Here is a 24210-nt window from a genome sequence, read left to right on the forward strand (position 1 = left end):
TCAATTCTCTCGACGGTCTCGAATTTCAGGGGACGTCGCTACGACATGCCGGGGCAGGGTCACGCGGATCCGGGTGCCACGTTGCCGTTCGATATCGGCCGGGCTGTCGATGGTGATTTGCCCATAATGCTCTTCCACGATGGAATAGACCAGAGCGAGCCCCAGTCCGGTTCCCTCGCCCGGGTCCTTGGTGGTGAAGAAGGGTTCGAACAGGCGGTCCATGATGTTCTTCGGTATCCCGCTGCCCTCGTCCTCGACGATGAGGTCGACGGTGTGCTCGCTCACTTCGCTGCGCACACGCACGGCGCTGCCGGCTGGCGAGGCATCACGGGCGTTGGAGAGCAGGTTGATCAGCACCTGGGCCAGGCGTTGCGGATCCCCTTCGGCCCAGTGGTCCGGGTCGCAGAGGTTGAAGAACTGTACTTCGAAATTGCGCCGGTTCAACGCCAGCAGACCGATGGCGTCCTGCGCCACTTCGGCCAGGCACACCGGCTCCTCGCTGTTCTGGTGGCTGCCGCCGGCATGGGCGAAGCTCATCAGCGACTGGACGATGCGCGACACGCGTTTGGTCTGTTCGAGGATCTGGCTGGACAGCTCGATGATCTCGCCATCGCCTTCTCGCTCCTCGCGCAGGTTTTGTGCCAGGCAGGCGATACCGGTGATCGGGTTGCCAATTTCGTGGGCCACGCCGGCGGCCAGGCGGCCGATGCTGGCCAGGCGTTCGGAATGCACCAGCTTGTCTTCCAGGGCCTGGGTTTCGGTGAGGTCTTCCACCAGCAGTACCAGGCCGCTGTTACCGGGTGCCAGCGGCTCGTCGATGGCCGCCTTGTGCAGGTTCAGCCAGCGCGGTTGGCCGTCCAGCGCCAGGCGCTGCTTGTGCAGGTGCTCGTCTGGCACGTTGATGAAACCCTGCAGCAAGCCGCGCCACGGCTCGCCGATGGTCACCAGGCGCGAGCCGACCACGTGCTTGGCGGCGATGCCGGTCAGCTCTTCCATGGCCTTGTTCCACATCAGGATTTCCTGGTCCTTGGCCAGTGAGCACACACCCATGGGCAGTTCTTGCAGGGTCTGGCGGTGGTAGCGGCGCAGGGCATCGAGCTCGGCCGCCAGGCCGGTCAGGCGCGAGTGGTAGTCTTCCAGGCGGCTTTCGATGAAGTGGATGTCTTCGGTCACGTAGTTTTCGTTACCGGACTTGTACGGCAGGAAGGTCTCGACCATGTCCTGGGCCACGCTCGGCCCCATCAGGCCCGACAGGTTGGCCTCGATGCGGTCACGCAGGCGGCGCAGGGCGTAGGGGCGGCGTTCGTCAAACGGCAGGTACAGGTCACGCAGGGCCTGCTCCACCTCCTTTTGTGCGGCCTTGGCGCCCAGCGGTTTGGCCAGCTGGGTAGCAAACTCCTGCGGCGAGGCGGCGTGCAGCTCGCGGCGCTGCGGGCGGCGTACGTTATCCACCGCGCAAGCCTCGGCTGCGCTGACTTCTTCGTTGCTGGCGTTGGTGAACAGCGAGATCAGGGTAAACAGCAGCACGTTGGCTGCCAACGAAGCAATGGCCGCCATGTGCCAGCTGGTGTCGTCCAGCACATAGATCATGTCCAGCAGCGGGATGTAGAAACCCTGCAGGTTGCCCAGCAGCGGCAGCAGCATGGTCACCATCCACACCAGGGTGCCGGCCAGCAACCCGGCGATGAAGCCGCGGCGGTTGGCGGTGGGCCAGTACAGCACCGACAGCACACCCGGCAGGAACTGAAGGGTGGCGACGAAGGCGACGATGCCCAGGTTGGCCAGGCTCTGGTGGTTGTTCTGGGTCAGGTAGAACATGAAGCCGGCGGTAATGATGGCGACGATCAGCGCACGGCGGGTCCACTTCAGCCAGCGGTAGATGTTGCCCTCTGCCGGGGGCTGGTACAGCGGTAGCACCAGGTGGTTGAGGGCCATGCCCGAGAGTGCCAGGGTGGTGACGATGATCAGGCCGCTTGCGGCCGACAGGCCGCCGACGTAGGCCAGCAGTGCCAGTGCCTCGTTGTTGGCGGCAATCCCCAGGCCCAGGGTGAAGTACTCGGGGTTGGTGCTGGCGCCCAGGCGCAGGCCGGCCCACAGCACCAGCGGCACGGCCAGGCTCATCAGCAGCAGGAACAGCGGCAGGCCCCAGCTGGCGCTGACCAGTGAGCGCGGGTTGAGGTTTTCGGTGAAGGCCATGTGGTACATGTGCGGCATGACGATGGCCGATGCGAAGAACACCAGCAGCAGGGTGCGCCATGGGCCCTCCTGCAGCGGGGTGTGCAAGGCGGCGAGGGCCGTCTGGTTCTGCAGCAGCCATACTTCCAGCCCGTGCGGGCCGCCGAACACGCCATACAAGGCGTAGAGGCCGATGCCGCCGAGCGCCAGCAGCTTGATCACCGACTCGAAGGCAATGGCGAACACCAGCCCCTCATGCTTCTCCCGCGTGGCGATGTGCCGCGAGCCGAAGAAGATGGTGAACAGGATGATCAGCGTACAAAAGGCGAAGGCCACCCGGGCCTTGACCGGCTCGCCAGTGAGGATGCTGATCGAGTCGGCGACAGCCTGGATCTGCAGGGCCAGCAAAGGCAGCACGCCGATCAGCATGATGATGGTGGTCAATGCGCCGGCCCAGGTGCTGCGGAAACGGAATGCCAGCAGGTCCGCCAGCGATGACAGCTGGTAGGTGCGAGTGATCTTGAGGATCGGGTAGAGCAGCACCGGCGCCAGCAGGAATGCGCCGGACACCCCCAGGTAACAGGCAAGGAAGCCGTAGCCGTACTGGTAGGCCAGGCCCACCGAACCATAGAAGGCCCAGGCACTGGCGTACACGCCCAGCGACAGGGTGTAGGTGAGCGGGTGGCGAATGATCGAACGCGGGATCAACCCCCGCTCGCTGATCCAGGCCACGCCGAACAGCACCATGAGGTACCCGGCGCTGATCAGGATCATCTGGGTCAGGCTAAAGCTCATCGGCATCTCGTTGGCTCTGCAGGATAAAGGTGACGACGATCAGGATCAGCCAGAGCAGGTAGGGGCGGTACCAGGCTCCGGTCGGTTCGATCCACCAGTCCATGATGGCCGGGGAGAACAAGTAGATCCCCACGACCAGAAGCAGGACCAAACGATAGATGTACATGCTGGCCTCGATGGTTGGGCGCTGCGGGCTTGGACTTATTATTGGCGCAAATGGCGGGGGGGATGCTAGCGGGAATCCACAGTGTTCGCCAAGGTTTTGAATTTGTTGGGCTTTTGTTTTTGAGAGGTGTGTTGCTTGTACTGGCCTCTTCGCGGGCTCGCCCGCTCCCACAGGTGCACCACAGGGCCCGGGCGCTGCGCCGTACCTGTGGGAGCGGGCATGCCCGCGAAAGGGCAGGGCCTGCCTTAACGCAAATCAGCCTCTGGCACCGTGGTCCGCTGCGCAATCGCCTCGGGCCGCCACTGTGTGCGGGCCACAGCCAGCACTTCAGCCGGTGTTGCCAGCAGCAACTCCGGGTCAGCCTGCTGCCCCAGCGCCCGCAATGCCCGCAGCAACAGCGGCGTAGCATGCTCTGCCTGCAATGGCGGTGAGCGGTACGACTTGCCCAGCTTGTGCCCGTCCGGTTGCACGATCAGCGGTATATGCAGGTAACGCGGTTGCGAGAAGCCCAGCAGCTCTTGCAGGTACAGCTGGCGCGGGGTGTTGTCGAGCAGGTCGGCACCGCGCACGATGTCGGTAACACCTTGCCAGGCATCGTCCAGCACCACCGCCAGCTGGTACGCATACAGCCCATCGCGCCGCTGGATGACGAAGTCGCCCACCTCGCGGCCCAGATGTTGCTGGTAATCACCCTGCACCCGGTCGGTAAAGCGGTAGATCAGCTCTGGCACGCGCAGGCGGATCGCCGCACCTTCACGTGCATGCCCCGCGTTGCGGCACAGGCCTGGGTAGATGCCGTTGTAACCTTCCAGCTGCTTGCGCGAGCAAGTACAGGCATAGGCCAGGCCCATGTTGAACAAACGGTCGACTACCGCAGCGTAGGCGTCGTGCCGCTGGCTCTGGAACACGACTTCGCCATCCCACTCCAGCCCGTATCGCTCCAGGGTCTGCAGGATCGCATCACGGGCACCGGGCATTTCCCTGGGTGGGTCGGTGTCTTCCATGCGCAGCAGCCAACGGCCATCGACAGCGCGTGCATCAAGCCAGGAGGCCAGGGCGGCGACCAGCGAGCCGAAGTGCAGGAAGCCGCTGGGGGTGGGGGCGAAACGCCCGATGTATCTGGAGTCGGTCATGGTCAGGCTAGGCATATAAATGAAACGGGGCGCACAAAGCGCCCCGTTCAGGTGGAAGAAAGATCAGCCTTTGCCGACCGTTTTTTCCTTTTTCTCGGCGATTTCCTTGCAGTCGAAGCACAGGTCCGCAGTTGGACGGGCTTCCAGGCGGCGCAGGCCGATTTCGATACCGCACGACTCACACCAGCCGTATTCGTCGGCCTTGATCTTGTCGAGGGTCTTGTCGATTTTCTTGATCAGCTTGCGCTCACGGTCGCGGTTGCGCAGCTCAAGGGCGAACTCTTCTTCCTGGCTGGCGCGGTCGGCCGGGTCGGGGAAGTTGGCTGCTTCGTCCTTCATGTGGTCCACAGTGCGGTCCACACTGGTCATCAGCTCTTGCTTCCAGGCGCCGAGAAGCTTGGTGAAGTGCTTCTTCATGGGCTCGCCCATGTACTCTTCACCTTTGGTTTCTACGTAGGGCTCGACACCGTACATGGTCTGGGCTTTTTGCTTTTCTACGGTGGACATGAATAGACCGCCTCTCACTCATCTGATCCAATGCGCAGGCTGCTCCATCTCCGGCACCCGCCGGCCCTGCGACTGCGAGCCGCCGAACTTACCAGATAGATCGGGGGTGCGCTACCCCGCCTGTTACTGGCAATTGACAGCGGCCTGAGCCGCACGTTCGGTGGCGTGCAGAGGTAGAATCTCCAGTTTAGACCCAATTGAGAGAAGGTCATGGCCCACCCCTACAGTGCGCGCAGCCGCGCCATCGAACCCTTCCACGTCATGGCACTGCTGGCCCGGGCCAACGAGCTGCAGGCGGCCGGGCACGACGTTATCCACCTCGAAATCGGCGAGCCTGATTTCACCACGGCGGCACCCATCGTTGCTGCCGGCCAGGCCGCGCTGGCCGCCGGTCACACCCGTTACACCGCTGCACGCGGGCTGCCGGCCCTGCGCGAAGGCATTGCCGGCTTTTACGGTCAGCGCTATGGCCTGAGTATCGACCCGGAGCGCATTCTCATTACCCCGGGTGGCTCCGGTGCGCTGCTGCTGGCCAGCAGCCTGTTGGTTGACCCGGGCAAGCACTGGCTGCTGGCCGACCCGGGCTACCCGTGCAACCGGCACTTCCTGCGCCTGGTCGAGGGCGGGGCTCAGCTGGTGCCAGTGGGGCCGGACGTGAACTACCAGTTGACCGCCGATCTGGTTGAACGTTACTGGGACAAGGATACCGTCGGCGCCTTGGTCGCATCGCCGGCCAACCCGACCGGTACGGTTCTGGGGCGGGATGAGTTGGCCAGTCTTGCCAACGCCACCCATGAGCGGCACGGCCACCTGGTGGTGGATGAGATCTACCATGGCCTGACTTACGGCATGGACGCGCCAAGCGTGCTGGAAGTCGACGACTCGGCCTTTGTGCTGAATAGTTTTTCCAAGTATTTCGGCATGACCGGGTGGCGCCTCGGGTGGTTGGTGGCACCCCCTGGCGCAGTGGCTGACCTGGAAAAGCTGGCGCAAAACCTGTACATCAGCGCACCCAGCATGGCCCAGCATGCTGCGCTGGCGTGTTTCCAACCCGAAACCCTGGCCATTTTCGAAGAGCGCCGCGCCGAGTTTGCCCGTCGCCGCGACTACCTGTTGCCCGCCCTGCGTGAACTGGGCTTCCGCATTGCCGTGGAGCCGCAAGGGGCGTTCTACCTGTATGCCGATATCAGCGCCTTTGGCGGTGACGCGTTCGCCTTCTGCCGACACTTCCTGGAAACCGAGCACCTGGCCTTTACGCCGGGGCTGGACTTTGGCCGTCACCTGGCCGGGCACCATGTGCGCTTTGCCTACACCCAGAGCCTGCCGCGCCTGGAAGAAGCGGTACAGCGAATTGCCCGTGGCCTGCGGAGCTGGCAAGGCTGATGCAATTCCATCCCCCACTCGAACAGGCGCGCCTGCTGCGCCGCTACAAACGGTTTCTGGCGGATATCGAACTGCCCAGTGGCGAACAGTTGACCATCCACTGCCCGAATACCGGCTCCATGCTCAACTGCATGCGTGAAGGCGGGCAGGTGTGGTTCAGCCGCTCCAACGATCCCAAGCGCAAGCTGCCAGGTACCTGGGAGATCAGTGAGACCCCGCAGGGTCGGCTGGCCTGTGTGAATACCGGGCGGGCCAATGCGTTGGTTGAAGAGGCGCTGCGGGCAGGTGCCATTGCCGAACTGGCCGGTTTCACTGCGCTCAAGCGTGAAGTGGCCTACGGCGAGGAAGGCAGCCGGATCGACTTTCGCCTGGAGTTTGACGGGGTGCCGGCCTATGTCGAGGTCAAAAGCGTGACCCTGGGCTACCCCGACAGCCCGGTCGCGGCCTTTCCCGATGCAGTAACCCAACGCGGCGCCAAGCACCTGCGCGAGCTGGCCAAACTGGCCCGGCAGGGTATACGGGCGGTGCAGCTGTATTGTGTGAACCTGACCGGTGTCGACGCCGTGCGCCCGGCCGAGGAAATCGACGCGGGCTACGCCCAAGCCCTGCGTGCTGCGGTGGCGGATGGCGTGGAGGTGCTGGCATACGGCGCCCGCCTGGATGCACAAGGCATCGTGATTGATCGCCGCCTGCCAGTGTTGCTCACGCCGTGAGCCAGATGCCTTGGCTGTCTTCGTGACAGCCCAGGGCTTGCAGTTGTTCACCCTCGCAGGGCCCCGACACGCACTCGCCATTCTCAATCAGGAACAGCGCGCCATGGTGGGCGCAATGGATGAGGCTGGCGCTGTCATCGAGAAACGCATCTTGCGCCCAGTTCAGCGGGATGCCGCGGTGTGGGCAACGGTTGCGGTAGAGAAACACCTGGCCTTGGCGACGCACGCCGAACAGTTCGACGCCGTCTACGCTGAAGGCGCGGCTTTGGCCTTCGGCCAGGCCGTGGGAGGTACAAAGGATGTGCATGGCAAGGACGGCTCATGAAACAGATAGTGGCTTGACGCTTCAATGCGAATAATTATCAAATTGCCCGCATTCGCTGCGCCCGGCTATCTATGGTGCGCAGTTCTGCCGCCCGCCACAAGGCGTGCGGTCCGCCTTCAGAAGGAACCCGATGATGCGCCGTCCTGTCGCCTTGCTCGCCCTGTGCGCAAGCCTTGTGCTCTCTACCCAGGCCCTGGCGGCCGAGCTGCCGCAACGCTGGGTCAGCGCCGGCGGCGCACTGAGTGAGTGGATAACCGCCTTGGGCGGTGAGGCTCGGCTGGTTGGCGTGGATACCACCAGCCAGCACCCGGCATCGTTGAAATCACTGCCTAGCGTGGGGTACCAGCGGCAGTTGTCGGCTGAAGGCATCCTGAGCTTGCGCCCGGATGTACTGGTGGGAACCGAGGAAATGGGCCCGCCGCCGGTGCTGGCGCAAATTCGCAAGGCGGGTGTGCGGGTCGAGTTGTTCTCCAGCAAGGCCGAGCTGGCGGCAGTGGATGAAAACCTCAAGCAGCTGGGCCAGTTACTTGGCGCAGAGCAGCAAGCTTCGGCGTTGGCGGCGGGTTACCACCAGCAAATCGAGGCGTTGCAGGCCAAGGTCAAGCAGGCTCAGACCGGGCAAAAGGCACCTGGGGTGCTACTGCTGGTTGGGCATGCCGGGGCCAAACCGCTGATCGCGGGCCAGGGCACTGCAGGTGACTGGCTGCTGGGACAGGCAGGTGGGCACAACCTGGCAGAGCATCAGGGCTACAAGAACTTCTCCAACGAAGCCTTGGCGGCGCTGGACCCGGATGTGATCGTGTTTTCTGACCGGGCGCTGGCCGATGAGCAGGCCTTGCAGGCGCTGCTGAAGGAAAACCCCGCACTGGCGGCGTCGCGCGCCGTGCGCGAAAAACGCCTGGTATCGCTTGACCCGACGCTGTTGGTCGGCGGGCTTGGGCCACGCCTGCCGGTGACATTGGCGTCGCTGGCAGCCAGCTTCTACCCGGCAGCCAAGGCCAGCTTCGCGCAATGAAGCAGCGGGTCCAGCCACGTACGTTATTCATTTGCCTGAGCCTGTTGTGCCTGTTGGCGGTGTGGTTGTCGTTGGCGCTGGGGCCGGTCAGCCTGCCGCTGTTCGATACCCTGCGTGCCGGCCTGCGCCTGCTGGGGCTGCCGATTGCGGCTGACGGCCTGCAGCAGGCCGAGATGATCCTTGGCCAGATTCGCCTGCCGCGTACCCTGCTGGGGCTGGCAGTGGGCGCGGTGCTGGCGCTGTCCGGGGTGGCCATGCAGGGGCTGTTCCGCAACCCGCTGGCCGACCCAGGGCTGGTGGGGGTTGCCGCCGGGGCAGCCGTGGGGGCAGCGGTTGCCATTGTCGGTGGTGCCTGGTTTGGCGGCATGCCGGATGCTTTTGCGCCCTACCTGCTGTCGTTTTGCGCATTTGCCGGGGGGCTTGGGGTAACCGCGCTGGTCTACCGCCTGGGGCGGCGCGATGGCCAGACCAATGTGGCGACGATGCTGTTGGCAGGGGTGGCCATGACCGCGCTGGGTGGTGCGGCCGTGGGGCTGTTCTCTTACCTCGCCGACGATGCCACCCTGCGCACCCTGACCTTCTGGAACCTTGGCAGCCTGAATGGCGCCAGCTATGAGCGGCTATGGCCTTTGCTGTTGGTGGCGGCAGGCGTGGCGGTGTGGCTGCCGCGCCGGGCCAAGGCGCTGAATGCCTTGTTGCTGGGTGAGTCGGAGGCACGTCACCTGGGTGTTGATGTGGAGCGGCTCAAGCGCGAACTGGTGTTCTGCACGGCACTGGGCGTGGGGGCGGCAGTGGCTGCTGCGGGGCTGATCGGTTTCATTGGCCTGGTGGTGCCGCACCTGGTGCGCTTGCTGGCCGGGCCTGATCATCGTGTGGTGCTACCCGCATCGTTACTGGCGGGGGGCGTGCTGATGCTGTTCGCCGACCTGGCGGCGCGGCTGCTGCTGGCGCCTGCCGAGTTGCCGATTGGTATTGTCACGGCCTTTATCGGTGCGCCGTTCTTTCTGTTCCTGCTGATACGAGGGCGCAGCTGATGTTGCAAGTGGAAGGCCTGCACCTGCGGCGGGGAAGCAATGAGGTGCTGCACGACATTCACTTGCAGCTGAACCCTGGGCAGGTGGTGGGTGTGCTGGGCCCCAACGGTGCCGGCAAGAGCAGCCTGCTGAGTGTGTTGTGTGGCGAGCTGGCGCCCGACCGTGGGCGGGTGACGCTACAGGGGCGGCCCTTGACCGATTGGCCTGGACAGGAGCGGGCCAAACGCCTGGCGGTATTGCCACAGGTTTCCAGCCTGGGTTTCTCGTTCCGGGTCGAGGAAGTGGTGAGCATGGGGCGCATGCCCCATGGCACCGGGCAGCGGCGCGATGCGCAAATTGTTGAAGCAGCGTTGCAGGCGGCGGATGCCTGGCACCTGGTGGAGCGCAGTTACCTGGCGTTGTCCGGTGGCGAGCGACAGCGGGTGCACCTGGCCCGCGTGCTGGCGCAGCTATGGCCTGGGGAGGAGGGGTCTACGCTGCTGCTCGACGAGCCGACCTCGATGCTCGACCCACTGCACCAGCACACTACCCTGGAATCGGTGCGCCGCTTCGCTGACCGTGGCGCCGCAGTGCTGGTGATTCTGCATGACCTGAATCTGGCAGCGCGCTACTGTGATCGAATCCTTTTGCTGGAACGCGGGCGCAGTCATGCGTTTGCCTCGCCCGAGGCCGTGCTGACGCCGGCGGCCTTGAAGGCGGTATACGGGATTGACGTGCTGGTGCAGGCGCACCCGGAGCGTGGGCATCCGCTGATCATCGCCCGCTGAGATGCATATTGCGTGGTGCTTGTGGGAGCAACTGTCTTGCTCAATTTCTAAAAGCTGGCGCGAATCCCTGTGGGAGCGGCGGTGCGGCGATCCGACTTGCCCGCGAACACCGGCAAAGCCGGTGCCATCCACCGCGTTGCCTGCTTCGCGGCGGTTCGACGCCTCGACACGCCCGCTCCCACAGGTACTGCACTGGCTTCGGGTTCACTTTGAACCTGGGGGATCGGTGCAGGCCAGGCAAATGTGTGAATGACATGGAGGTACTGCCAATGCGTCATCCGCTGCTTTTCGGTTTCTCGCTTTGCCTGCTGCTGGCGCTGGGTGGCTGCCAGGCCAGCCTGCCGCCGCTGCCCCCCTGGCAGAGCAGTGAGGGGCGCACGCATGCCGAGTTGGGGCACGTTATCGACTTAGCCAGCGGGCAGGTGATCAGCCCTGAGCAACTCGTGCAGCGCCTGGCAGGCGCGCCCCGAGTACTGGTGGGCGAAAAGCACGACAACCCGGACCATCATGCGCTGCAACTTTGGCTGCTGCGTGCTTTGCAGGGGCAGCGTGCGCAAGGCAGCCTCTTGCTGGAAATGCTCCAGCCCGAGCAGCAACCGCTGGTCGACAAGGTTGAGGGGCGGCCCGTGCCGGCAGACTTGCCCAAGGCGCTGGCCTGGCAGGAGGGTTGGGATTGGCAGCTGTACGGGCCGATCGTGCGTGAAGCCTTGCAGCAGCGAGTGCCCCTGCTGGCGGCCAACCTGTCGCCTGGCGAGATGCGCCAGGCCTATCGGCAGCCAGCTTCGTTAAAGGGCGACAAGTCCAATGCACCGGCGGTAAAGGCTGCCTTGCTGGAGCAGGTGCGCGCCGGGCATTGCGGGATGCTGCCTGAAAGCCAGTTGCCGGCGATGCTGGCCGTGCAGCAACAGCGCGACCGGCGCATGGCCGAGCGCTTGCTGGCAGCACCGCAGCCGGCGTTGCTGTTTGCTGGGGCTTATCACGCGCGCAAGGACCTGGGCGTGCCGTTGCATCTGGCTGACCTGGGCGCATCGGGGGAGAGCAAGGTGCTGCTGCTTGCCGAAGTGGGCGAGCAGGTTGAACCAGGCGAGGCTGATTACGTGTGGTACACGGCGGCGATGCCGGAGCAGGATTACTGTGCGCAACTGCGGCAGTAGCGTTACTTGCACTGGCCCTTCGCCGGCAAGCCGGCTCCCACAGGTACAGCGCCATCATTGAGTTTGGTGGTACCCCTGTGGGAGCCGGCTTGCCGGCGATAGGGCCTGGCCTGGCAGTGCAAAACCTACAGGCAAAAAAAGACCCGGCAAAATGCCGGGTCAATAACCGTGATTAGCCTGATGAGGAGATAATCTGAGAGTCCGAACCAGGGGCTCTTAGTTTATCCAACCAGTCTCGCGACCAGTTGTGATAATCATAACAATTCTCATTTAGCCGTCAATCCCTTTTCCACGATTATTTCGAATTTTTTTGCGCAGGGCTTTTCGCGTCCAGTTGCTGGTTGAGCGCCTCTTTGCGTTCGAGCGGTAAATCGTTCCAGTGCATGTCCAGCAGGGCGCCTTCAATGGCATACAACAGCACCTTGGATGCGCGGAACCCTCGAGTCTTCACGGCCTGGTATGCACCCACCGCACCCAGGCGACGCAGGTCCGATGCACTGTGGATGCCGGCAGCATGCAGCCACTGCGCAGAGGTCTTGCCAAGGTTCTTCAGGTGCTGCAATTCATCGTTCATCTAGCCTCCTTGCGATGGCTGAACGGGTCTGAGGGATAAATCGCGAGCAGGTCAGAGAGGAGTGTAGCGGGGGTTGGGAAATGCGCGGCCTTTTGCCATCGGGGGTGACGGGATGTCCTGATCAGGCATGTGTCGGCCTCTTCGCGGGTGAACCCGCTCCCACAGGCACAGCGCAACATCCAAGCTTGTCACGGTACCTGTGGGAGCGGCGTTAGCCGCAAAGAGGCCGGCGCTGGAAAGCGGCGAATTTACAGCCCAGGCAAGCGCTGGCGAATCTGCTCGATCACCTGGTCCATGCTGCCGGCGGTCTGGGTATCGACCTGGGTGCTTTGCACCCGCTCCTGCGCATCCAGCGGCTCACGGCTGGCCTGCTGGGCCTTGACCACTTCCAGTGTGGCATCCGACGGGTCGCTGTTCTCTGCCTGGCGCTGTTCCAGCCAGCTTGCAATCACCGCATCCGGTGCATGGCAGTCAAGGATCAGGAACGGCACCCCGGTCTGGCTGGCAACATCTGCCGCAGCCTGGCGCTGCTCACGTTTCAGGTAGGTGGCATCAAGCACCACCGGGAAGCCGGCACGCAGCACCGTAGCCGCCACTTCGTGCAGGCGCTGGTAGGTTGCTGCATTGGCGTTCTGGTCGTAGATACCGCTGCTCAGCTGGCCGGCTTCAGCCTGCGGCTGTTCGCCGAACAGGCGCTTGCGCTCGACATCGGAGCGCACGCGAATGGCGCCCAGGGCCTCCACCAGGCGCATCGCTACATGGCTCTTGCCCACGGCCGAGACGCCATGGGTGATGGCCAGCAGGCGCGAAGGAATGGCGCTGTAGCTTTCTGCCAGGTTGGCATAGTTGCGGTAGGTGCGCAGGGTGGTGGCCCGTTGAACGCCATCGGCGTTGGCCGGCATGCTGAACAGCGCAACCTTGGCGCGTACCAGGGCGCGATAGGCCTTGTAGAAGTTGAGCACTTCCAGGCCTTCATAATCCCCGGTCAGCTCCAGGTACTGGCTGATGAAGCGTCGTGCCAGGCACTTGAGGCCGCGATCTTCCAGGTCCATGGCGAGGAAGCCGGTGTCGGCCCAGACATCGGTCTTGCGGAACGGTTCGTTGAACTCGATGCAGTCGAAGATCACCACCTGGCCATTGATCAGGGTGGCGTTGCCCAGATGGATGTCGCCATGGCACTCGCGGGTGAAGCCATTGGCCTTGCGCGAGGCGAACAGGCCTTGCAGCCGCTCGAAACTGCTCCGTGCCCAGGCCTGCAGGTTGTCCAGTTGCTGCAGGTCAGCCTTGTCGCTGAGGAATGGGCGGATCTGCTCGAAGTTCTGCTCGACCGGGGCCATGACGCTTTCAGGCGAACCGTAGGGCTGCTCGGCAGGTACCTTGGGGGTCTGCAGGTGGAACTCGGCAATTTGCCGGGCCATCTGGTCGATGTGTGCGGCATTCAGTTCGCCGTTGGCCTGCAGGGTGCTGAGCATCTGCCCCTGGGGGAACTGGCGCATCTTCAGCGCGTATTCGATGGCCTCGCCTTCGCCACCGATCTGCGGCGCATCGATGCTACCGGTAACCGGCAGTACTTCAAGGTACAGGTCGTCGGTCATGCGCTGGTTCAGGCGCAACTCTTCGTTACAGAAATGCTGGCGCTGGTCCAGGCTGGTGAAGTCGAGGAAGCCGAAGTTCATCGGTTTCTTGATCTTGTAGGCGTACTCGCCGGTGAGCAGTACCCAGGAGATATGCGTCTCGATGAGCTGGAACCCATCCACGGGGTGAGGGTAGAGGGCTGGGTTCTGCAACGCAGTGATAAGGGCTTGGCTCACGGGAAATCCATCCGGGGCAGGGAATTCGAGTGCGCCATTATGGTCAATGGTGCCGTCCCTGCCTACCGCCGGGCCGTCTGCCCAGCCTTTATAAAGTGCGTATAATCCGCCGCCATGACCCGAACCCGAAATCCCCGTACCCCTCAGAAACGCCCGACCGGCCGCTCCCGCGCCTGGCTGGGCTGGGCTTTGAAGCTCAGCCTGGTAGGCCTGGTGATCGTTGCCGGCTTCGCGGTTTACCTTGATGCCGTCGTCCAGGAGAAGTTCTCCGGCAAGCGCTGGACCATCCCTGCCAAGGTGTATGCCCGTCCGCTGGAGCTGTTCACCGGCCAGAAACTGAGCAAGAACGACTTCCTCACCGAACTCGATGCGCTCGGTTACCGGCGTGAAAGCGCGGCCAACGGGCCGGGTGCGGCGGCGATCAACGGCAATACCGTCGACCTGAACACCCGTGGTTTCCAGTTCTACGAGGGCATGGAGCCGGCGCAGTTCGTGCGTGTGCGTTTCTCGGGTGATTACGTGGCGGGCCTTGCCGGCGCCAACGGCAAGGCACTCGACGTGGTGCGCCTGGAACCGCTGATGATCGGCGGTATCTACCCGAAAAACCTCGAAGACCGCATCCTGATCAAGATCGACCAGGTGCCCAAGTACCTGCTCGAAACCCTGGTGGCAACTGAAGACCGCGATTTCTACAGCCACTTTGGTGTGTCGCCCAAGTCCATCGCCCGGGCAATGTGGGTCAACACTTCGTCCGGTTCGATGCGCCAGGGCGGCAGTACCCTGACCCAGCAGTTGGTGAAGAACTTCTACCTCAGCAGCGAGCGCAGCCTCAGCCGCAAGCTGACCGAGGCGATGATGGCCATGCTGCTTGAGTTGCACTACGACAAGCGTGAAATTCTTGAGGCCTACCTCAATGAGGTGTTCGTAGGCCAGGATGGCCAGCGTGCCGTCCATGGCTTTGGCCTGGCTAGCCAGTTCTTCTTCAGCCAGCCGCTGTCCGAGCTGAAACTGCACCAGATCGCCTTGCTGGTGGGCATGGTCAAGGGGCCGTCCTACTACAACCCGCGACGTTACCCTGATCGCGCCCTGGCCCGCCGCAACCTGGTGCTCGACCTGGTGGCCGAGCAGGGCGTGGCCAGCCAGGCAGAAGTCGATGCCGCGAAGAAGATGCCGCTGGGCGTCACCAAGCGTGGCAGCCTGGCCGACAGCTCGTTCCCGGCGTTCCTCGACCTGGTCAAGCGTCAGTTGCGCCAGGACTACCGCGACGAGGACTTGACCGAAGAAGGCCTGCGCATCTTCACCAGCTTCGACCCGATCCTGCAGATGAAGGCCGAAACCTCGATGAGCGAGACCTTCAAGCGCCTGGCCGGGCGCAAGGGCGCTGACGAGGTGGAATCGGCAATGGTCGTGACCAACCCGGAAACCGGTGAAGTGCAGGCGCTTATCGGCAGCCGCCAGGCAGGTTTTGCCGGCTTCAACCGGGCCATCGACGCTGTGCGGCCGATTGGCTCGCTGGTCAAGCCTTCGGTGTACCTGACGGCGCTGGAGCAGCCGAGCAAGTACACCCTGACCAGCTGGGTGCAGGACGAGCCGTTCTCGGTCAAAGGGGCCGACGGCCAGGTCTGGCGCCCGCAAAACTACGACCGTCGCCCCCATGGCACCATCTACCTGTACCAGGGCCTGGCCAACTCGTACAACTTGTCGACCGCCAAGCTCGGCCTGGAAGTGGGTGTGCCCAATGTGATCAAGACCATTGGTCGGCTGGGGGTTAATGTCGACTGGCCAGCCTTCCCGGCCATGTTGCTGGGTGCCGGTGGCATGTCGCCGATGCAGGTCGCTACCATGTACCAGACCATCGCCAATGGCGGTTTCAACACGCCGATGCGCGGTATTCGCAGCGTGCTCACCGCCGAGGGCGAGCCGCTCAAGCGCTACCCGTTCCAGATCCAGCAAACCTTCGACCCGGGCGCCATCTACCTGGTGCAGAACGCCATGCAACGGGTAATGCGTGAAGGTACCGGGCGCTCGGTGTACAACACCCTGCCGCGCTCGCTGACCCTGGCCGGCAAGACCGGTACCAGTAACGACTCGCGCGACAGCTGGTTCTCCGGCTTCAGCCAGGACCTGCTGGCCGTGGTGTGGATGGGCCGTGACGATAACGGCAAAACGCCATTTACCGGTGCCACCGGGGCCTTGCAGGTGTGGACAAGCTTCATGAAGAAGGCCGATCCACTGCCGCTGGACATGCCGCAACCTGACAACGTGGTCCAGGCCTGGATCGACCCCTACACTGGCCATGGGTCTGATGGCAGCTGTCCGGGAGCGGTGCAGATGCCGTATATTCGCGGCAGTGAACCGCCCGCCGGTGCAACCTGTGGCGGCGAGCAGGATCCAGCTGAATCGGTCATGGACTGGGTCAAGGGCTGGATGAATTAAGCACAGGCTGCATTGATGAGGTGTGACGTGAACAAGTGGCTGTTTCCTGCCGTGACGGCGTTGGCTGTGCTCCAGGGGTGCTCCAGCGTTCCGCGTGGCAATATTCCGGTGGTCGATTCGAGCACCCGTGTTTCCAACAGCGAGCGTGTGCAAACACGTGCCCCGGTCGCAGGCATGAACAACGGGACTGCGCAGGCTCAGTCCTTGCCAGAAGACTCCGGCGTCACCGTGATGATTCCGCAGGGCGCTGGGGCATCCGGCATCCAGACTTTCCCGGCAGCCAATGGTGCAGCACCGATCAGTACGTCGCCAATTACGCCAGGGCCGATTACAACCGGGCCGGTCACTTCGGCGCCGATGACTACAAACCCCAACCCGATCGCCGACGAACCGTTCGACATCGCGTCGATGAACAGTGCGCCGCAAAGCACCAGCGCGCCGACCGGTATTCCGCGCAGCAGCGCCGGTGGCCTGTCGGCCGACGAGCAACTGGACGGGCCGGTGCTGGCACTGTTGACCACCGCGCAGACCCAGCAGGGCAGTGGTGACTTCAATGGCGCCGCTTCGAGCCTGGAGCGTGCCCAGCGCATTGCCCCGCGCGAGCCGCAAGTGCTGTATCGCCTGGCCCAGGTACGCCTGTCGCAAGGTGACCCGGCGCAGGCCGAGCAGCTGGCGCGTCGTGCCCTGACTTACGCCAATGGCCGCCCGAGCCTGCAGGCCGAGCTGTGGAATACCATTGCCCAGGCCCGAGAAAAGCAGGGTGACAGCGCTGGCGCAGCCCTGGCCCGGCAAAAGGCACGGGTCAATTCGTGATGATCGAACAACGCATTCTGGATATCGCCGACCACCTGCTGCTGATCGAACGTGAGCTGCAGGTGCAAGGCTGGTGGGATGACGAGCCACCCAGCGACGAAGCACTGGCCAGCACAGTGCCGTTCGCGGTCGATAGCCTCAGTTTCGAGCAGTGGCTGCAATGGATCTTCCTGCCACGCATGAAGATCATCATCGAGCTGGGCCATCCGCTGCCCAATGCCTCCAGCATCCTGGTCATGGCCGAAACCGTGTTTACCGACCGGCCGGAGCAAAGTCGCGAGCTGCGCCGCCTGTTGGCAGCTTTTGACCAATTGATCGCTCCTTCCGCCTGATTTCTTCAGTTTTTCCTTCAAGGGCCGCAGATTGTGGCCCTTTTTTATGGAAATCTTATTGTTTCTGCTGCTGAAGCGATTTTTAGTGGTGGCAGGAATTCATCTTGGGGAAATATTGGCAATAATTTTTCTTGACTTGTGGGCGCCGAATCACAAGAATCCAACTTCCGCTGTAGAGGGACTGCCAGAAGCAGACCCGCTAAGCAGATCATGAGGTGCACACCCGCGCCGACCTGTTACACCCCGCAACGCGTTACCTCGCGCTGGGTGGGAAAACCCCGCAACACTCTGGGGCGCTCCCAATACTTGCTCAGTCAGTGCTGACGTTTTCGCTCATGCTCTGCTTGGCAGTAAACCTATTAAGACCCGTCCACTAGGGACGGTATTCTGGCGTTTTAGAGGTGAACAACGTGGAGCTTTTATCTGGCGCTGAGATGGTCGTCCGCTTCTTGCGTGACGAAGGCGTTAAGCACATCTACGGGTACCCTGGTGGTGCTCTCCTGCATGTTTACGACGCCCTGTTCAAAGAACCGGAAGTGGAACACATCCTGGTTCGTCACGAGCAGGCGGCAACCCATATGGCGGACGGCTACGCCCGCGCCACCGGCAAGGCCGGTGTGGTGCTGGTAACCTCCGGCCCGGGCGCGACCAATGCCATTACCGGCATTGCCACCGCCTACATGGATTCGATTCCGATGGTCATCCTGTCCGGCCAGGTGCCTAGCACCATGGTGGGTACCGATGCCTTCCAGGAAACCGACATGATCGGTATCTCGCGGCCGATCGTGAAGCACAGCTTCATGATCAAGAACCCGACAGAGATCCCGGAAGTTCTGAAAAAAGCGTTCTACCTGGCGCAATCCGGTCGCCCAGGCCCAGTCGTGGTCGACATTCCAAAAGACATGACCAACCCGGCTGAGAAGTTCGAATACGTCTACCCGAAAAAGGTCAAGCTGCGCTCCTACAGCCCGGCGGTCCGTGGCCACTCCGGCCAGATCCGCAAAGCTGCCGAGATGCTGCTGGCAGCCAAGCGCCCGATCGTCTACGCCGGTGGTGGCGTGATCCTCGGCGGTGGCTCCGAAGCCCTGACCGAAATTGCCAAGTCGCTGAACCTGCCAGTCACCAACACCCTGATGGGTCTGGGCGGCTTCCCGGGGACCGACCCGCAGTTCCTCGGCATGCTCGGCATGCACGGCAGCTACACCGCCAACATGGCCATGCACAATGCCGACGTGATCTTCGCCGTTGGTGCGCGTTTCGATGACCGCGTGGTCAATGGCCCGGCCAAGTTCTGCCCGAACGCCAAGATCATTCATGTCGACATCGACCCGGCGTCGATTTCCAAGATGATCAAGGCTGACGTGCCGATCGTAGGCCCGGTCGACAGCGTGCTCAACGAAATGCTCGGCATCCTCAAGGAAATCGGCGAGCAACCCGACAAGGTTGCGCTGGATGCCTGGTGGAAGCAGATCAACGAATGGCGTGGCAATGGCGAGTTGTTCCCTTACGACAAGGGCGACGGCAACGTCATCAAGCCGCAGAAAGTCATCGAGACCCTGTGCGAAGTGACCAATGGCGACGCCTTCGTCACCTCCGACGTGGGGCAGCACCAGATGTTCGCGGCGCAGTACTACCGCTTCAACAAGCCGAACCGCTGGATCAACTCCGGTGGCCTGGGCACCATGGGCTTCGGCTTCCCGGCGGCGATGGGCGTCAAGCTCAACTTCCCGGACCAGGACGTAGCCTGCGTGACCGGCGAAGGCAGCATCCAGATGAACATCCAGGAGCTGTCCACCTGCATGCAGTACGGCCTGCCGGTGAAGATCGTCAACCTGAACAACGGTGTGTTGGGCATGGTCCGCCAGTGGCAGGACATGGCCTACAACGGTCGTCACTCGCATTCGTACGTCGAATCGCTGCCTGACTTCATCAAGCTGGCCGAGGCCTATGGTCATGTGGGTATCCGCATCACCAGCCTGAAGGACCTCAAGCCGAAGCTGGAAGAAGCGTTTGCGATGAAGGACCGCCTGGTGTTCATCGACATCGCGGTTGACCGCAGTGAGCACGTCTATCCGATGCAGATCAAGGATGGCTCGATGCGTGACATGTGGCTGAGCAAGACGGAGCGTACCTGATATGCGGCACATCATTTCCCTGCTGCTGGAAAACGAACCAGGTGCTCTGTCCCGTGTGGTCGGCCTGTTCTCCCAGCGCAACTACAACATTGAAAGCCTGACCGTGGCGCCGACCGAAGACCCGACCCTGTCGCGTCTGACGCTGACCACCGTTGGCCATGACGAAGTGATCGAACAGATCACCAAGAACCTGAACAAGCTGGTCGAAGTGGTCAAGCTTGTCGACCTGTCGGAAAGCGCTCACATCGAGCGTGAACTGATGCTGGTCAAGGTCAAGGCCACCGGTGCCCAGCGCGCCGAGATCAAGCGCACCACGGATATCTTCCGTGGCCAGATCGTCGACGTGACCGCCAGCGTGTACACCGTACAACTGAGCGGTACCAGCGACAAACTGGACAGCTTCATCCAGGCAATCGGCACTGCATCGATTCTCGAAACCGTGCGCAGCGGCGTTACCGGCATTGCCCGTGGCGACAAAGTGCTCAGCATCTAAATTCAAAAATTAGCGATGGCTCCGCAGGGGCCGAGATATAACCAGGGGTATTTTCATGAAAGTTTTCTACGATAAAGACTGCGACCTTTCCATCATCCAGGGCAAGAAAGTCGCCATCATCGGTTACGGCTCCCAGGGCCACGCTCAGGCGTGCAACCTGAAAGACTCCGGTGTAGACGTTACCGTCGGTCTGCGTAAAGGTTCGGCTACCGTTGCCAAGGCTGAAGCCCACGGCCTGAAAGTTGCCGACGTTGCTACCGCTGTCGCTGCGGCTGACCTGGTCATGATCCTGACCCCGGACGAGTTCCAGGGTGCTCTGTACAAGAACGAAATCGAGCCGAACATCAAGAAAGGCGCTACCCTGGCCTTCTCCCACGGTTTCTCGATCCACTACAACCAGGTTGTTCCGCGTGCCGACCTCGACGTGATCATGATCGCGCCGAAGGCCCCGGGCCACACCGTACGTTCCGAGTTCGTCAAAGGCGGCGGTATCCCTGACCTGATCGCTATCTACCAGGACGCCTCGGGCAACGCCAAGAACGTCGCCCTGTCCTACGCTTCGGGCGTTGGCGGCGGCCGTACCGGTATCATCGAAACCACCTTCAAGGACGAGACCGAAACCGACCTGTTCGGTGAGCAAGCCGTTCTGTGCGGCGGTACCGTCGAACTGGTCAAAGCCGGTTTCGAAACCCTGGTCGAAGCTGGCTACGCGCCAGAAATGGCCTACTTCGAGTGCTTGCACGAACTGAAGCTGATCGTTGACCTCATGTACGAAGGCGGCATCGCCAACATGAACTACTCGATCTCCAACAACGCTGAGTACGGCGAGTACGTCACCGGCCCGGAAGTCATCAACGAAGAATCCCGCAAGGCCATGCGCAACGCCCTGAAGCGCATCCAGGACGGCGAGTACGCGAAGATGTTCATCTCCGAAGGTGCTACCAACTACCCATCGATGACCGCCAAGCGCCGCAACAACGCCGCTCACGGCATCGAAATCATCGGCGAGCAACTGCGTTCGATGATGCCGTGGATCTCGGCTAACAAAATCGTCGACAAGACCAAGAACTAAGTCTTATCGATAGATGAAAAACGCGGCTTCGGCCGCGTTTTTTCGTTCTGGCAGTCAGCTTCTGGTATAAAGCAGACCAGTGGCCTGCTGTCAGAACCTGTTTCGCGGGCCCGTGTCGAACATTTTCCATCCTGTTGCAAGGTACCCTCCATGAGCGAACGTCCCGAAGAGCCGAACAAGCCCTCCGACGCCGAAAGCCTGCTACCTGTCGATGAGCACGTTGAAGAAGGGCATGACGCCGAAGGGCGCAAAGTGCGCCACCGCGGCATTTACCTGCTGCCCAACCTGTTCACCACCGCCAACCTGTTTGCCGGCTTTTATTCCATCATCAGTTCGATGAGCGCACAGAGCGCCCTGAGTGCCGGTGACCCGCGCGAGGCGAGCAAGTACTTTGCCTTTGCCGCCATCGCCATCTTCGTGGCCATGGTGCTCGACGGCCTGGACGGCCGCGTTGCGCGCATGACCAATACCCAGAGTGCCTTTGGGGCAGAGTACGACTCGTTGTCGGACATGGTCGCTTTCGGCGTGGCTCCGGCCTTGCTGGCCTTCGGCTGGGCGCTGGGTGACATGGGCAAGGTCGGCTGGATGGTCGCCTTCATCTATGTAGCCGGTGCAGCGCTGCGCCTGGCGCGCTTCAATACCCAGGTTGGCACTGCCGACAAGCGCTATTTCATCGGCCTGGCCAGCCCGGCTGCGGCCGGTGTGGTGGCGGGTACCGTGTGGGCGTTCAGCGATTACGGTATCCAGGGCTCCAAGCTGTCGTTCCTGGTGGCGTTGCTGGTGGCTGCCGCCGGCATGCTGATGGTCAGCAACATCAAGTACAACAGCTTCAAGGAGCTGGACCTCAAAGGGCGCGTACCGTTCGTTGCCATCCTTGCGGTGGTGCTGGTGTTTGCCGTCGTGTTCAGCGATCCACCGCGCATCCTGCTGCTGATCTTCCTTGCCTACGCTGCATCGGGGCCGATCCAGTTCCTGTTGAAGGCGCGCCGGCGCAAAGCGTAAAAAACGCTTAATGCTGGAATAACCTTCCGGCTCCATAGTCTTACTGGTACATCCGTTATCCAGTGCTGTGGAGCCGCCCATGCTCATCAAGCTACCCAGGTCTTCCGAGTGCAAGGCGTCGGAGATCACCCCCGAAGGCATCTACCTTTCCCGTCGTACCCTGTTGGGTGGCTCGTTGGCCGGCCTGGCCCTGGGCGCTTTGCCCGGCACGGGGCGGGCGGCGGAAACCAGCCGTTACGCTGATGTCGAGCCAGGCAAGCCGTCAGGCTGGTTCAGCGACAAGCTGGCTGCTGCGCGCTGGCAGGCGGTGACGGTTCAGGGGGAGGCGATCACGCCGTTCAAGGATGCTACCCACTACAACAACTTCTATGAGTTCGGGCCCGACAAGGGCGACCCGGCTGCGAATGGCGATAGCCTGCAGACCGAGCCTTGGTCGGTGGTGGTGGATGGTGAGGTGGGCAAGCCTGGTCGCTATGCGCTTGAAGACTTCGTCAAACCCCATCAGCTTGAAGAGCGCATCTACCGCTTGCGCTGCGTCGAGGCCTGGTCGATGGTCATCCCCTGGCTGGGCATTCCCCTGGCGCAGGTACTCAAGCAGGTAGAGCCGACGTCCAAGGCGCGTTACGTCCGCTTCGAAACCCTGAAAGACCCACAACATATGCCTGGGCAGCGTTCGGGGTTCGCCTTGATCGACTGGCCTTATAGAGAAGGGCTGCGCCTGGATGAGGCGATGCACCCGCTGGCGATTCTTGCTGTGGGGATGTACGGCAGAGAACTGCCCAACCAGAACGGCGCCCCGCTGCGTTTGGTGGTGCCATGGAAGTATGGCTTCAAGAGTATCAAGTCGATCGTGCGCATCAGCCTGGTGACTGAGCAGCCTGGTACGACGTGGGAAGGGCTGGCGCCGGATGAATATGGCTTTTATGCCAACGTGAACCCGACGGTGGACCACCCGCGCTGGAGTCAGGCGCGTGAGCGGCGGTTGCCCAGTGGGCTGTTCAGCCCCAATGTGCGCGAAACACAGATGTTCAATGGCTATGCCGATGAAGTGGCATCGCTGTATGCCGGGCTTGATCTGCGGAAAAACTACTGATGCGCTATCCCTGGTTTCGCCTGGCCATCTTCGTGGTGGGGTGCTTGTTCCCGGTATGGTGGTTGTACGAGGCGGCAATGAACCTGCTAGGGCCTGATCCCGGCAAGATCATGATGGATCGCCTGGGGCTTGGAGCACTGACCTTTCTGCTGGTGACCCTGGGCATGACGCCGTTGCAGAAGCTCACAGGGTGGTCGGGCTGGATCGTGGTCCGCCGGCAGCTCGGGTTGTGGGTGTTTGCCTATATAGTGCTGCACATCCTGGCCTACCTGTTCTTTATTCTGGGGCTGGATTGGGGGCAGTTGGCGGTGGAGTTGCGCAAGCGGCCCTACATTATTGTCGGGGCGCTGGGGTTTCTGGGGTTGCTGGTGTTGGCGGTTACCTCGAACCGCTATAGCCAGCGGCGGTTGGGTGCGCGGTGGAAGAGGTTGCACAAGCTGGTGTATGTCGTGCTTGGCCTGGGATTGCTGCATTTCCTGTGGATCGTTCGCTCGGATCTGCGGGAGTGGGCGATCTATGCGTTCATTGGGGCGGCGTTGATGGTGTTGCGGGTTCCGGCTGTTGCACGGGTTCTTCCGAGAATTGCCCGCAGGCAGGGTAGGGCTGTTTGAGGGCTGGGTTGGGTTGCTGGGGCCTGTCTTGGGATTGCATTGGGTTTGAGAGGTGTCCGCCTTGGGTTATCTGGCGCCTACAAAATCGAGCGCCGCCCGCGCGGCGCATCGCGAGCAAGCTCGCTCCTACATCTGTTTCGGGCCAGTCCCGCCTGTTGCATTGGCGCGCGCCCCCTCGTCGGTCCCATTCAATATCGAGGGTTGCGCCGCTGCTTTCCTGCAATCCCCCCCATGCACCCAGGGTGCGCGCGCAAATGGCGCAGGAATAATTGGCCCGAAACAAATGTAGGAGCGAGCTTGCTCGCGATGCGCCGCGCGGGCGGCGCTCGATCTTATAGGCGCTGGATGTGTTGTGGCGGGCACCTGCAGGCCTTAATGCGGTCTTTTCCCTTTATATTTCAATTTCTTGAAATTAAAGGTTGACGTCCCTCCGAATCCCCTTATAATGCGCCCCACTTCCAGCGACATCGGAACGACAAACTCCTTGAGATTCAATGAGTTAGGTAGTTAAGGTGATGTTGGAGGGGCTACGATCGAATGATCGCAAGCGGTTAAGATGGTGGTTGACAGCGCTTCTAAACGCTGTATGATTCGCCTCCCGCTACGAGAGATCGCAGCGAGCCAAGTGTTTGAAGCTAAACGAGTTTCTCGCAAAAAACTTCAAAATAAAC

Annotated in this window: 22 protein-coding genes; 15 read left to right on the forward strand and 7 right to left on the reverse strand. The window is 62.2% G+C overall.

Translation table 11 applies throughout. The features are described from left to right. From ACFY9W_RS26280 to dksA, 4 genes are all read right to left on the reverse strand, one after another. On the reverse strand, positions 1–2976 hold the full coding sequence (locus tag ACFY9W_RS26280) for an ATP-binding protein (protein ID WP_391136900.1): 2976 nt from the start codon (positions 2974–2976) through the stop codon (positions 1–3). Continuing rightward, complete coding sequence (locus ACFY9W_RS26285; RefSeq protein ID WP_003250005.1) at positions 2960–3136, reverse strand: hypothetical protein; 177 nt, start codon at positions 3134–3136, stop codon at positions 2960–2962. The genes ACFY9W_RS26280 and ACFY9W_RS26285 overlap by 17 nt, the downstream gene beginning before the upstream one ends. Before the next feature lie 245 nt (positions 3137–3381). Then, positions 3382–4269: a tRNA glutamyl-Q(34) synthetase GluQRS gene (gene gluQRS, locus ACFY9W_RS26290; RefSeq protein WP_391136903.1), complete on the reverse strand. Its 888-nt coding sequence runs from the start codon at positions 4267–4269 to the stop codon at positions 3382–3384. 63 nt (positions 4270–4332) lie between these two features. Next, on the reverse strand, positions 4333–4776 hold the full coding sequence (dksA, locus tag ACFY9W_RS26295; RefSeq protein ID WP_012274224.1) for an RNA polymerase-binding protein DksA: 444 nt from the start codon (positions 4774–4776) through the stop codon (positions 4333–4335). 210 nt (positions 4777–4986) lie between these two features. Between dksA and ACFY9W_RS26300 the strand changes: the two genes are divergently transcribed. Beyond that, positions 4987–6159 (forward strand): pyridoxal phosphate-dependent aminotransferase, encoded by a 1173-nt coding sequence (locus ACFY9W_RS26300; RefSeq protein ID WP_391136906.1) that lies wholly within the window; start codon positions 4987–4989, stop codon positions 6157–6159. Further along, positions 6159–6872 (forward strand): DNA/RNA nuclease SfsA, encoded by a 714-nt coding sequence (gene sfsA / locus ACFY9W_RS26305; protein WP_391136909.1) that lies wholly within the window; start codon positions 6159–6161, stop codon positions 6870–6872. Before ACFY9W_RS26300 ends, sfsA begins: the two co-directional genes overlap by 1 nt. On the opposite strand, the gene ACFY9W_RS26310 is transcribed toward sfsA, so the two are convergent. Continuing rightward, positions 6862–7179 carry a Rieske 2Fe-2S domain-containing protein gene (locus ACFY9W_RS26310; RefSeq protein WP_391136912.1) on the reverse strand — a complete coding sequence of 106 codons (318 nt, stop codon included), beginning with the start codon at positions 7177–7179 and terminating at the stop codon, positions 6862–6864. The genes sfsA and ACFY9W_RS26310 overlap by 11 nt on opposite strands. Positions 7180–7327: 148 nt before the next feature. Here ACFY9W_RS26310 and ACFY9W_RS26315 point away from each other — a divergent pair, with 148 nt between their 5' ends. The 4 genes from ACFY9W_RS26315 to ACFY9W_RS26330 all read left to right on the forward strand — a co-directional run bounded on the left by ACFY9W_RS26315 (position 7328) and on the right by ACFY9W_RS26330 (position 11167). Next, complete coding sequence (locus tag ACFY9W_RS26315; protein WP_391136915.1) at positions 7328–8212, forward strand: ABC transporter substrate-binding protein; 885 nt, start codon at positions 7328–7330, stop codon at positions 8210–8212. Between the two features lie 50 nt (positions 8213–8262). After that, complete coding sequence (locus ACFY9W_RS26320; protein WP_391136948.1) at positions 8263–9246, forward strand: iron chelate uptake ABC transporter family permease subunit; 984 nt, start codon at positions 8263–8265, stop codon at positions 9244–9246. Beyond that, entirely contained in the window at positions 9246–10013 is a 768-nt protein-coding gene (locus tag ACFY9W_RS26325) for a heme ABC transporter ATP-binding protein (protein WP_391136918.1), read from the forward strand. The genes ACFY9W_RS26320 and ACFY9W_RS26325 overlap by 1 nt, the downstream gene beginning before the upstream one ends. Before the next feature lie 269 nt (positions 10014–10282). Next, the gene (locus ACFY9W_RS26330; RefSeq protein ID WP_391136921.1) at positions 10283–11167 is read left to right on the forward strand and encodes a ChaN family lipoprotein; all 885 of its coding nucleotides are present in this window, start codon (positions 10283–10285) and stop codon (positions 11165–11167) included. A gap of 295 nt (positions 11168–11462) precedes the next feature. On the opposite strand, the gene ACFY9W_RS26335 is transcribed toward ACFY9W_RS26330, so the two are convergent. Then, complete coding sequence (locus ACFY9W_RS26335; RefSeq protein ID WP_391136924.1) at positions 11463–11741, reverse strand: TfoX/Sxy family DNA transformation protein; 279 nt, start codon at positions 11739–11741, stop codon at positions 11463–11465. A gap of 248 nt (positions 11742–11989) precedes the next feature. After that, positions 11990–13552 carry an AAA family ATPase gene (locus ACFY9W_RS26340; protein ID WP_391136927.1) on the reverse strand — a complete coding sequence of 521 codons (1563 nt, stop codon included), beginning with the start codon at positions 13550–13552 and terminating at the stop codon, positions 11990–11992. A gap of 114 nt (positions 13553–13666) precedes the next feature. Here ACFY9W_RS26340 and mrcB point away from each other — a divergent pair, with 114 nt between their 5' ends. The 9 genes from mrcB to msrQ all read left to right on the forward strand — a co-directional run bounded on the left by mrcB (position 13667) and on the right by msrQ (position 23539). After that, on the forward strand, positions 13667–15988 hold the full coding sequence (mrcB, locus tag ACFY9W_RS26345; RefSeq protein WP_391136930.1) for a penicillin-binding protein 1B: 2322 nt from the start codon (positions 13667–13669) through the stop codon (positions 15986–15988). A gap of 15 nt (positions 15989–16003) precedes the next feature. Beyond that, a complete protein-coding gene (locus ACFY9W_RS26350) occupies positions 16004–16801 on the forward strand; it encodes a tetratricopeptide repeat protein (protein ID WP_391136933.1) in 798 nt (265 codons plus the stop codon). Next, positions 16801–17133, forward strand: a complete 333-nt coding sequence (locus ACFY9W_RS26355; protein WP_391136936.1) for a YqcC family protein — start codon at positions 16801–16803, stop codon at positions 17131–17133. Before ACFY9W_RS26350 ends, ACFY9W_RS26355 begins: the two co-directional genes overlap by 1 nt. Before the next feature lie 410 nt (positions 17134–17543). Further along, positions 17544–19268, forward strand: coding sequence for an acetolactate synthase 3 large subunit (locus tag ACFY9W_RS26360; RefSeq protein ID WP_391136939.1), 1725 nt, complete (start codon positions 17544–17546; stop codon positions 19266–19268). A gap of 1 nt (position 19269) precedes the next feature. Beyond that, the gene (ilvN, locus tag ACFY9W_RS26365) at positions 19270–19761 is read left to right on the forward strand and encodes an acetolactate synthase small subunit (protein WP_003250040.1); all 492 of its coding nucleotides are present in this window, start codon (positions 19270–19272) and stop codon (positions 19759–19761) included. Positions 19762–19816: 55 nt separating this feature from the next. After that, positions 19817–20833, forward strand: coding sequence for a ketol-acid reductoisomerase (gene ilvC / locus ACFY9W_RS26370; protein WP_003250043.1), 1017 nt, complete (start codon positions 19817–19819; stop codon positions 20831–20833). Between the two features lie 150 nt (positions 20834–20983). Continuing rightward, positions 20984–21835, forward strand: a complete 852-nt coding sequence (pssA, locus tag ACFY9W_RS26375; protein ID WP_003250045.1) for a CDP-diacylglycerol--serine O-phosphatidyltransferase — start codon at positions 20984–20986, stop codon at positions 21833–21835. A 79-nt stretch (positions 21836–21914) separates the two neighbouring features. Next, the gene (gene msrP / locus ACFY9W_RS26380) at positions 21915–22928 is read left to right on the forward strand and encodes a protein-methionine-sulfoxide reductase catalytic subunit MsrP (protein ID WP_391136943.1); all 1014 of its coding nucleotides are present in this window, start codon (positions 21915–21917) and stop codon (positions 22926–22928) included. After that, positions 22928–23539 (forward strand): protein-methionine-sulfoxide reductase heme-binding subunit MsrQ, encoded by a 612-nt coding sequence (msrQ, locus tag ACFY9W_RS26385; protein ID WP_391136946.1) that lies wholly within the window; start codon positions 22928–22930, stop codon positions 23537–23539. The genes msrP and msrQ overlap by 1 nt, the downstream gene beginning before the upstream one ends. The last annotated feature ends 671 nt before the right edge of the window (positions 23540–24210 follow it).

The organism is Pseudomonas sp. NPDC008258 (assembly GCF_042956345.1).
In the GTDB taxonomy this organism is placed as follows: Bacteria; Pseudomonadota; Gammaproteobacteria; order Pseudomonadales; family Pseudomonadaceae; genus Aquipseudomonas.

Bases quoted from the DNA above. Each gene is read 5' to 3' on its own strand.
- ACFY9W_RS26280 (WP_391136900.1), bottom strand. From the start codon at position 2,976: ATGCCGATGAGCTTTAGCCTGACCCAGATGATCCTGATCAGCGCCGGG.
- ACFY9W_RS26285 (WP_003250005.1), bottom strand. From the start codon at position 3,136: ATGTACATCTATCGTTTGGTCCTGCTTCTGGTCGTGGGGATCTACTTG.
- gluQRS (WP_391136903.1), bottom strand. From the start codon at position 4,269: ATGACCGACTCCAGATACATCGGGCGTTTCGCCCCCACCCCCAGCGGC.
- dksA (WP_012274224.1), bottom strand. From the start codon at position 4,776: ATGTCCACCGTAGAAAAGCAAAAAGCCCAGACCATGTACGGTGTCGAG.
- ACFY9W_RS26300 (WP_391136906.1), top strand. From the start codon at position 4,987: ATGGCCCACCCCTACAGTGCGCGCAGCCGCGCCATCGAACCCTTCCAC.
- sfsA (WP_391136909.1), top strand. From the start codon at position 6,159: ATGCAATTCCATCCCCCACTCGAACAGGCGCGCCTGCTGCGCCGCTAC.
- ACFY9W_RS26310 (WP_391136912.1), bottom strand. From the start codon at position 7,179: ATGCACATCCTTTGTACCTCCCACGGCCTGGCCGAAGGCCAAAGCCGC.
- ACFY9W_RS26315 (WP_391136915.1), top strand. From the start codon at position 7,328: ATGATGCGCCGTCCTGTCGCCTTGCTCGCCCTGTGCGCAAGCCTTGTG.
- ACFY9W_RS26325 (WP_391136918.1), top strand. From the start codon at position 9,246: ATGTTGCAAGTGGAAGGCCTGCACCTGCGGCGGGGAAGCAATGAGGTG.
- ACFY9W_RS26330 (WP_391136921.1), top strand. From the start codon at position 10,283: ATGCGTCATCCGCTGCTTTTCGGTTTCTCGCTTTGCCTGCTGCTGGCG.
- ACFY9W_RS26335 (WP_391136924.1), bottom strand. From the start codon at position 11,741: ATGAACGATGAATTGCAGCACCTGAAGAACCTTGGCAAGACCTCTGCG.
- mrcB (WP_391136930.1), top strand. From the start codon at position 13,667: ATGACCCGAACCCGAAATCCCCGTACCCCTCAGAAACGCCCGACCGGC.
- ACFY9W_RS26350 (WP_391136933.1), top strand. From the start codon at position 16,004: ATGAGGTGTGACGTGAACAAGTGGCTGTTTCCTGCCGTGACGGCGTTG.
- ACFY9W_RS26355 (WP_391136936.1), top strand. From the start codon at position 16,801: ATGATCGAACAACGCATTCTGGATATCGCCGACCACCTGCTGCTGATC.
- ilvN (WP_003250040.1), top strand. From the start codon at position 19,270: ATGCGGCACATCATTTCCCTGCTGCTGGAAAACGAACCAGGTGCTCTG.
- ilvC (WP_003250043.1), top strand. From the start codon at position 19,817: ATGAAAGTTTTCTACGATAAAGACTGCGACCTTTCCATCATCCAGGGC.
- pssA (WP_003250045.1), top strand. From the start codon at position 20,984: ATGAGCGAACGTCCCGAAGAGCCGAACAAGCCCTCCGACGCCGAAAGC.
- msrP (WP_391136943.1), top strand. From the start codon at position 21,915: ATGCTCATCAAGCTACCCAGGTCTTCCGAGTGCAAGGCGTCGGAGATC.
- msrQ (WP_391136946.1), top strand. From the start codon at position 22,928: ATGCGCTATCCCTGGTTTCGCCTGGCCATCTTCGTGGTGGGGTGCTTG.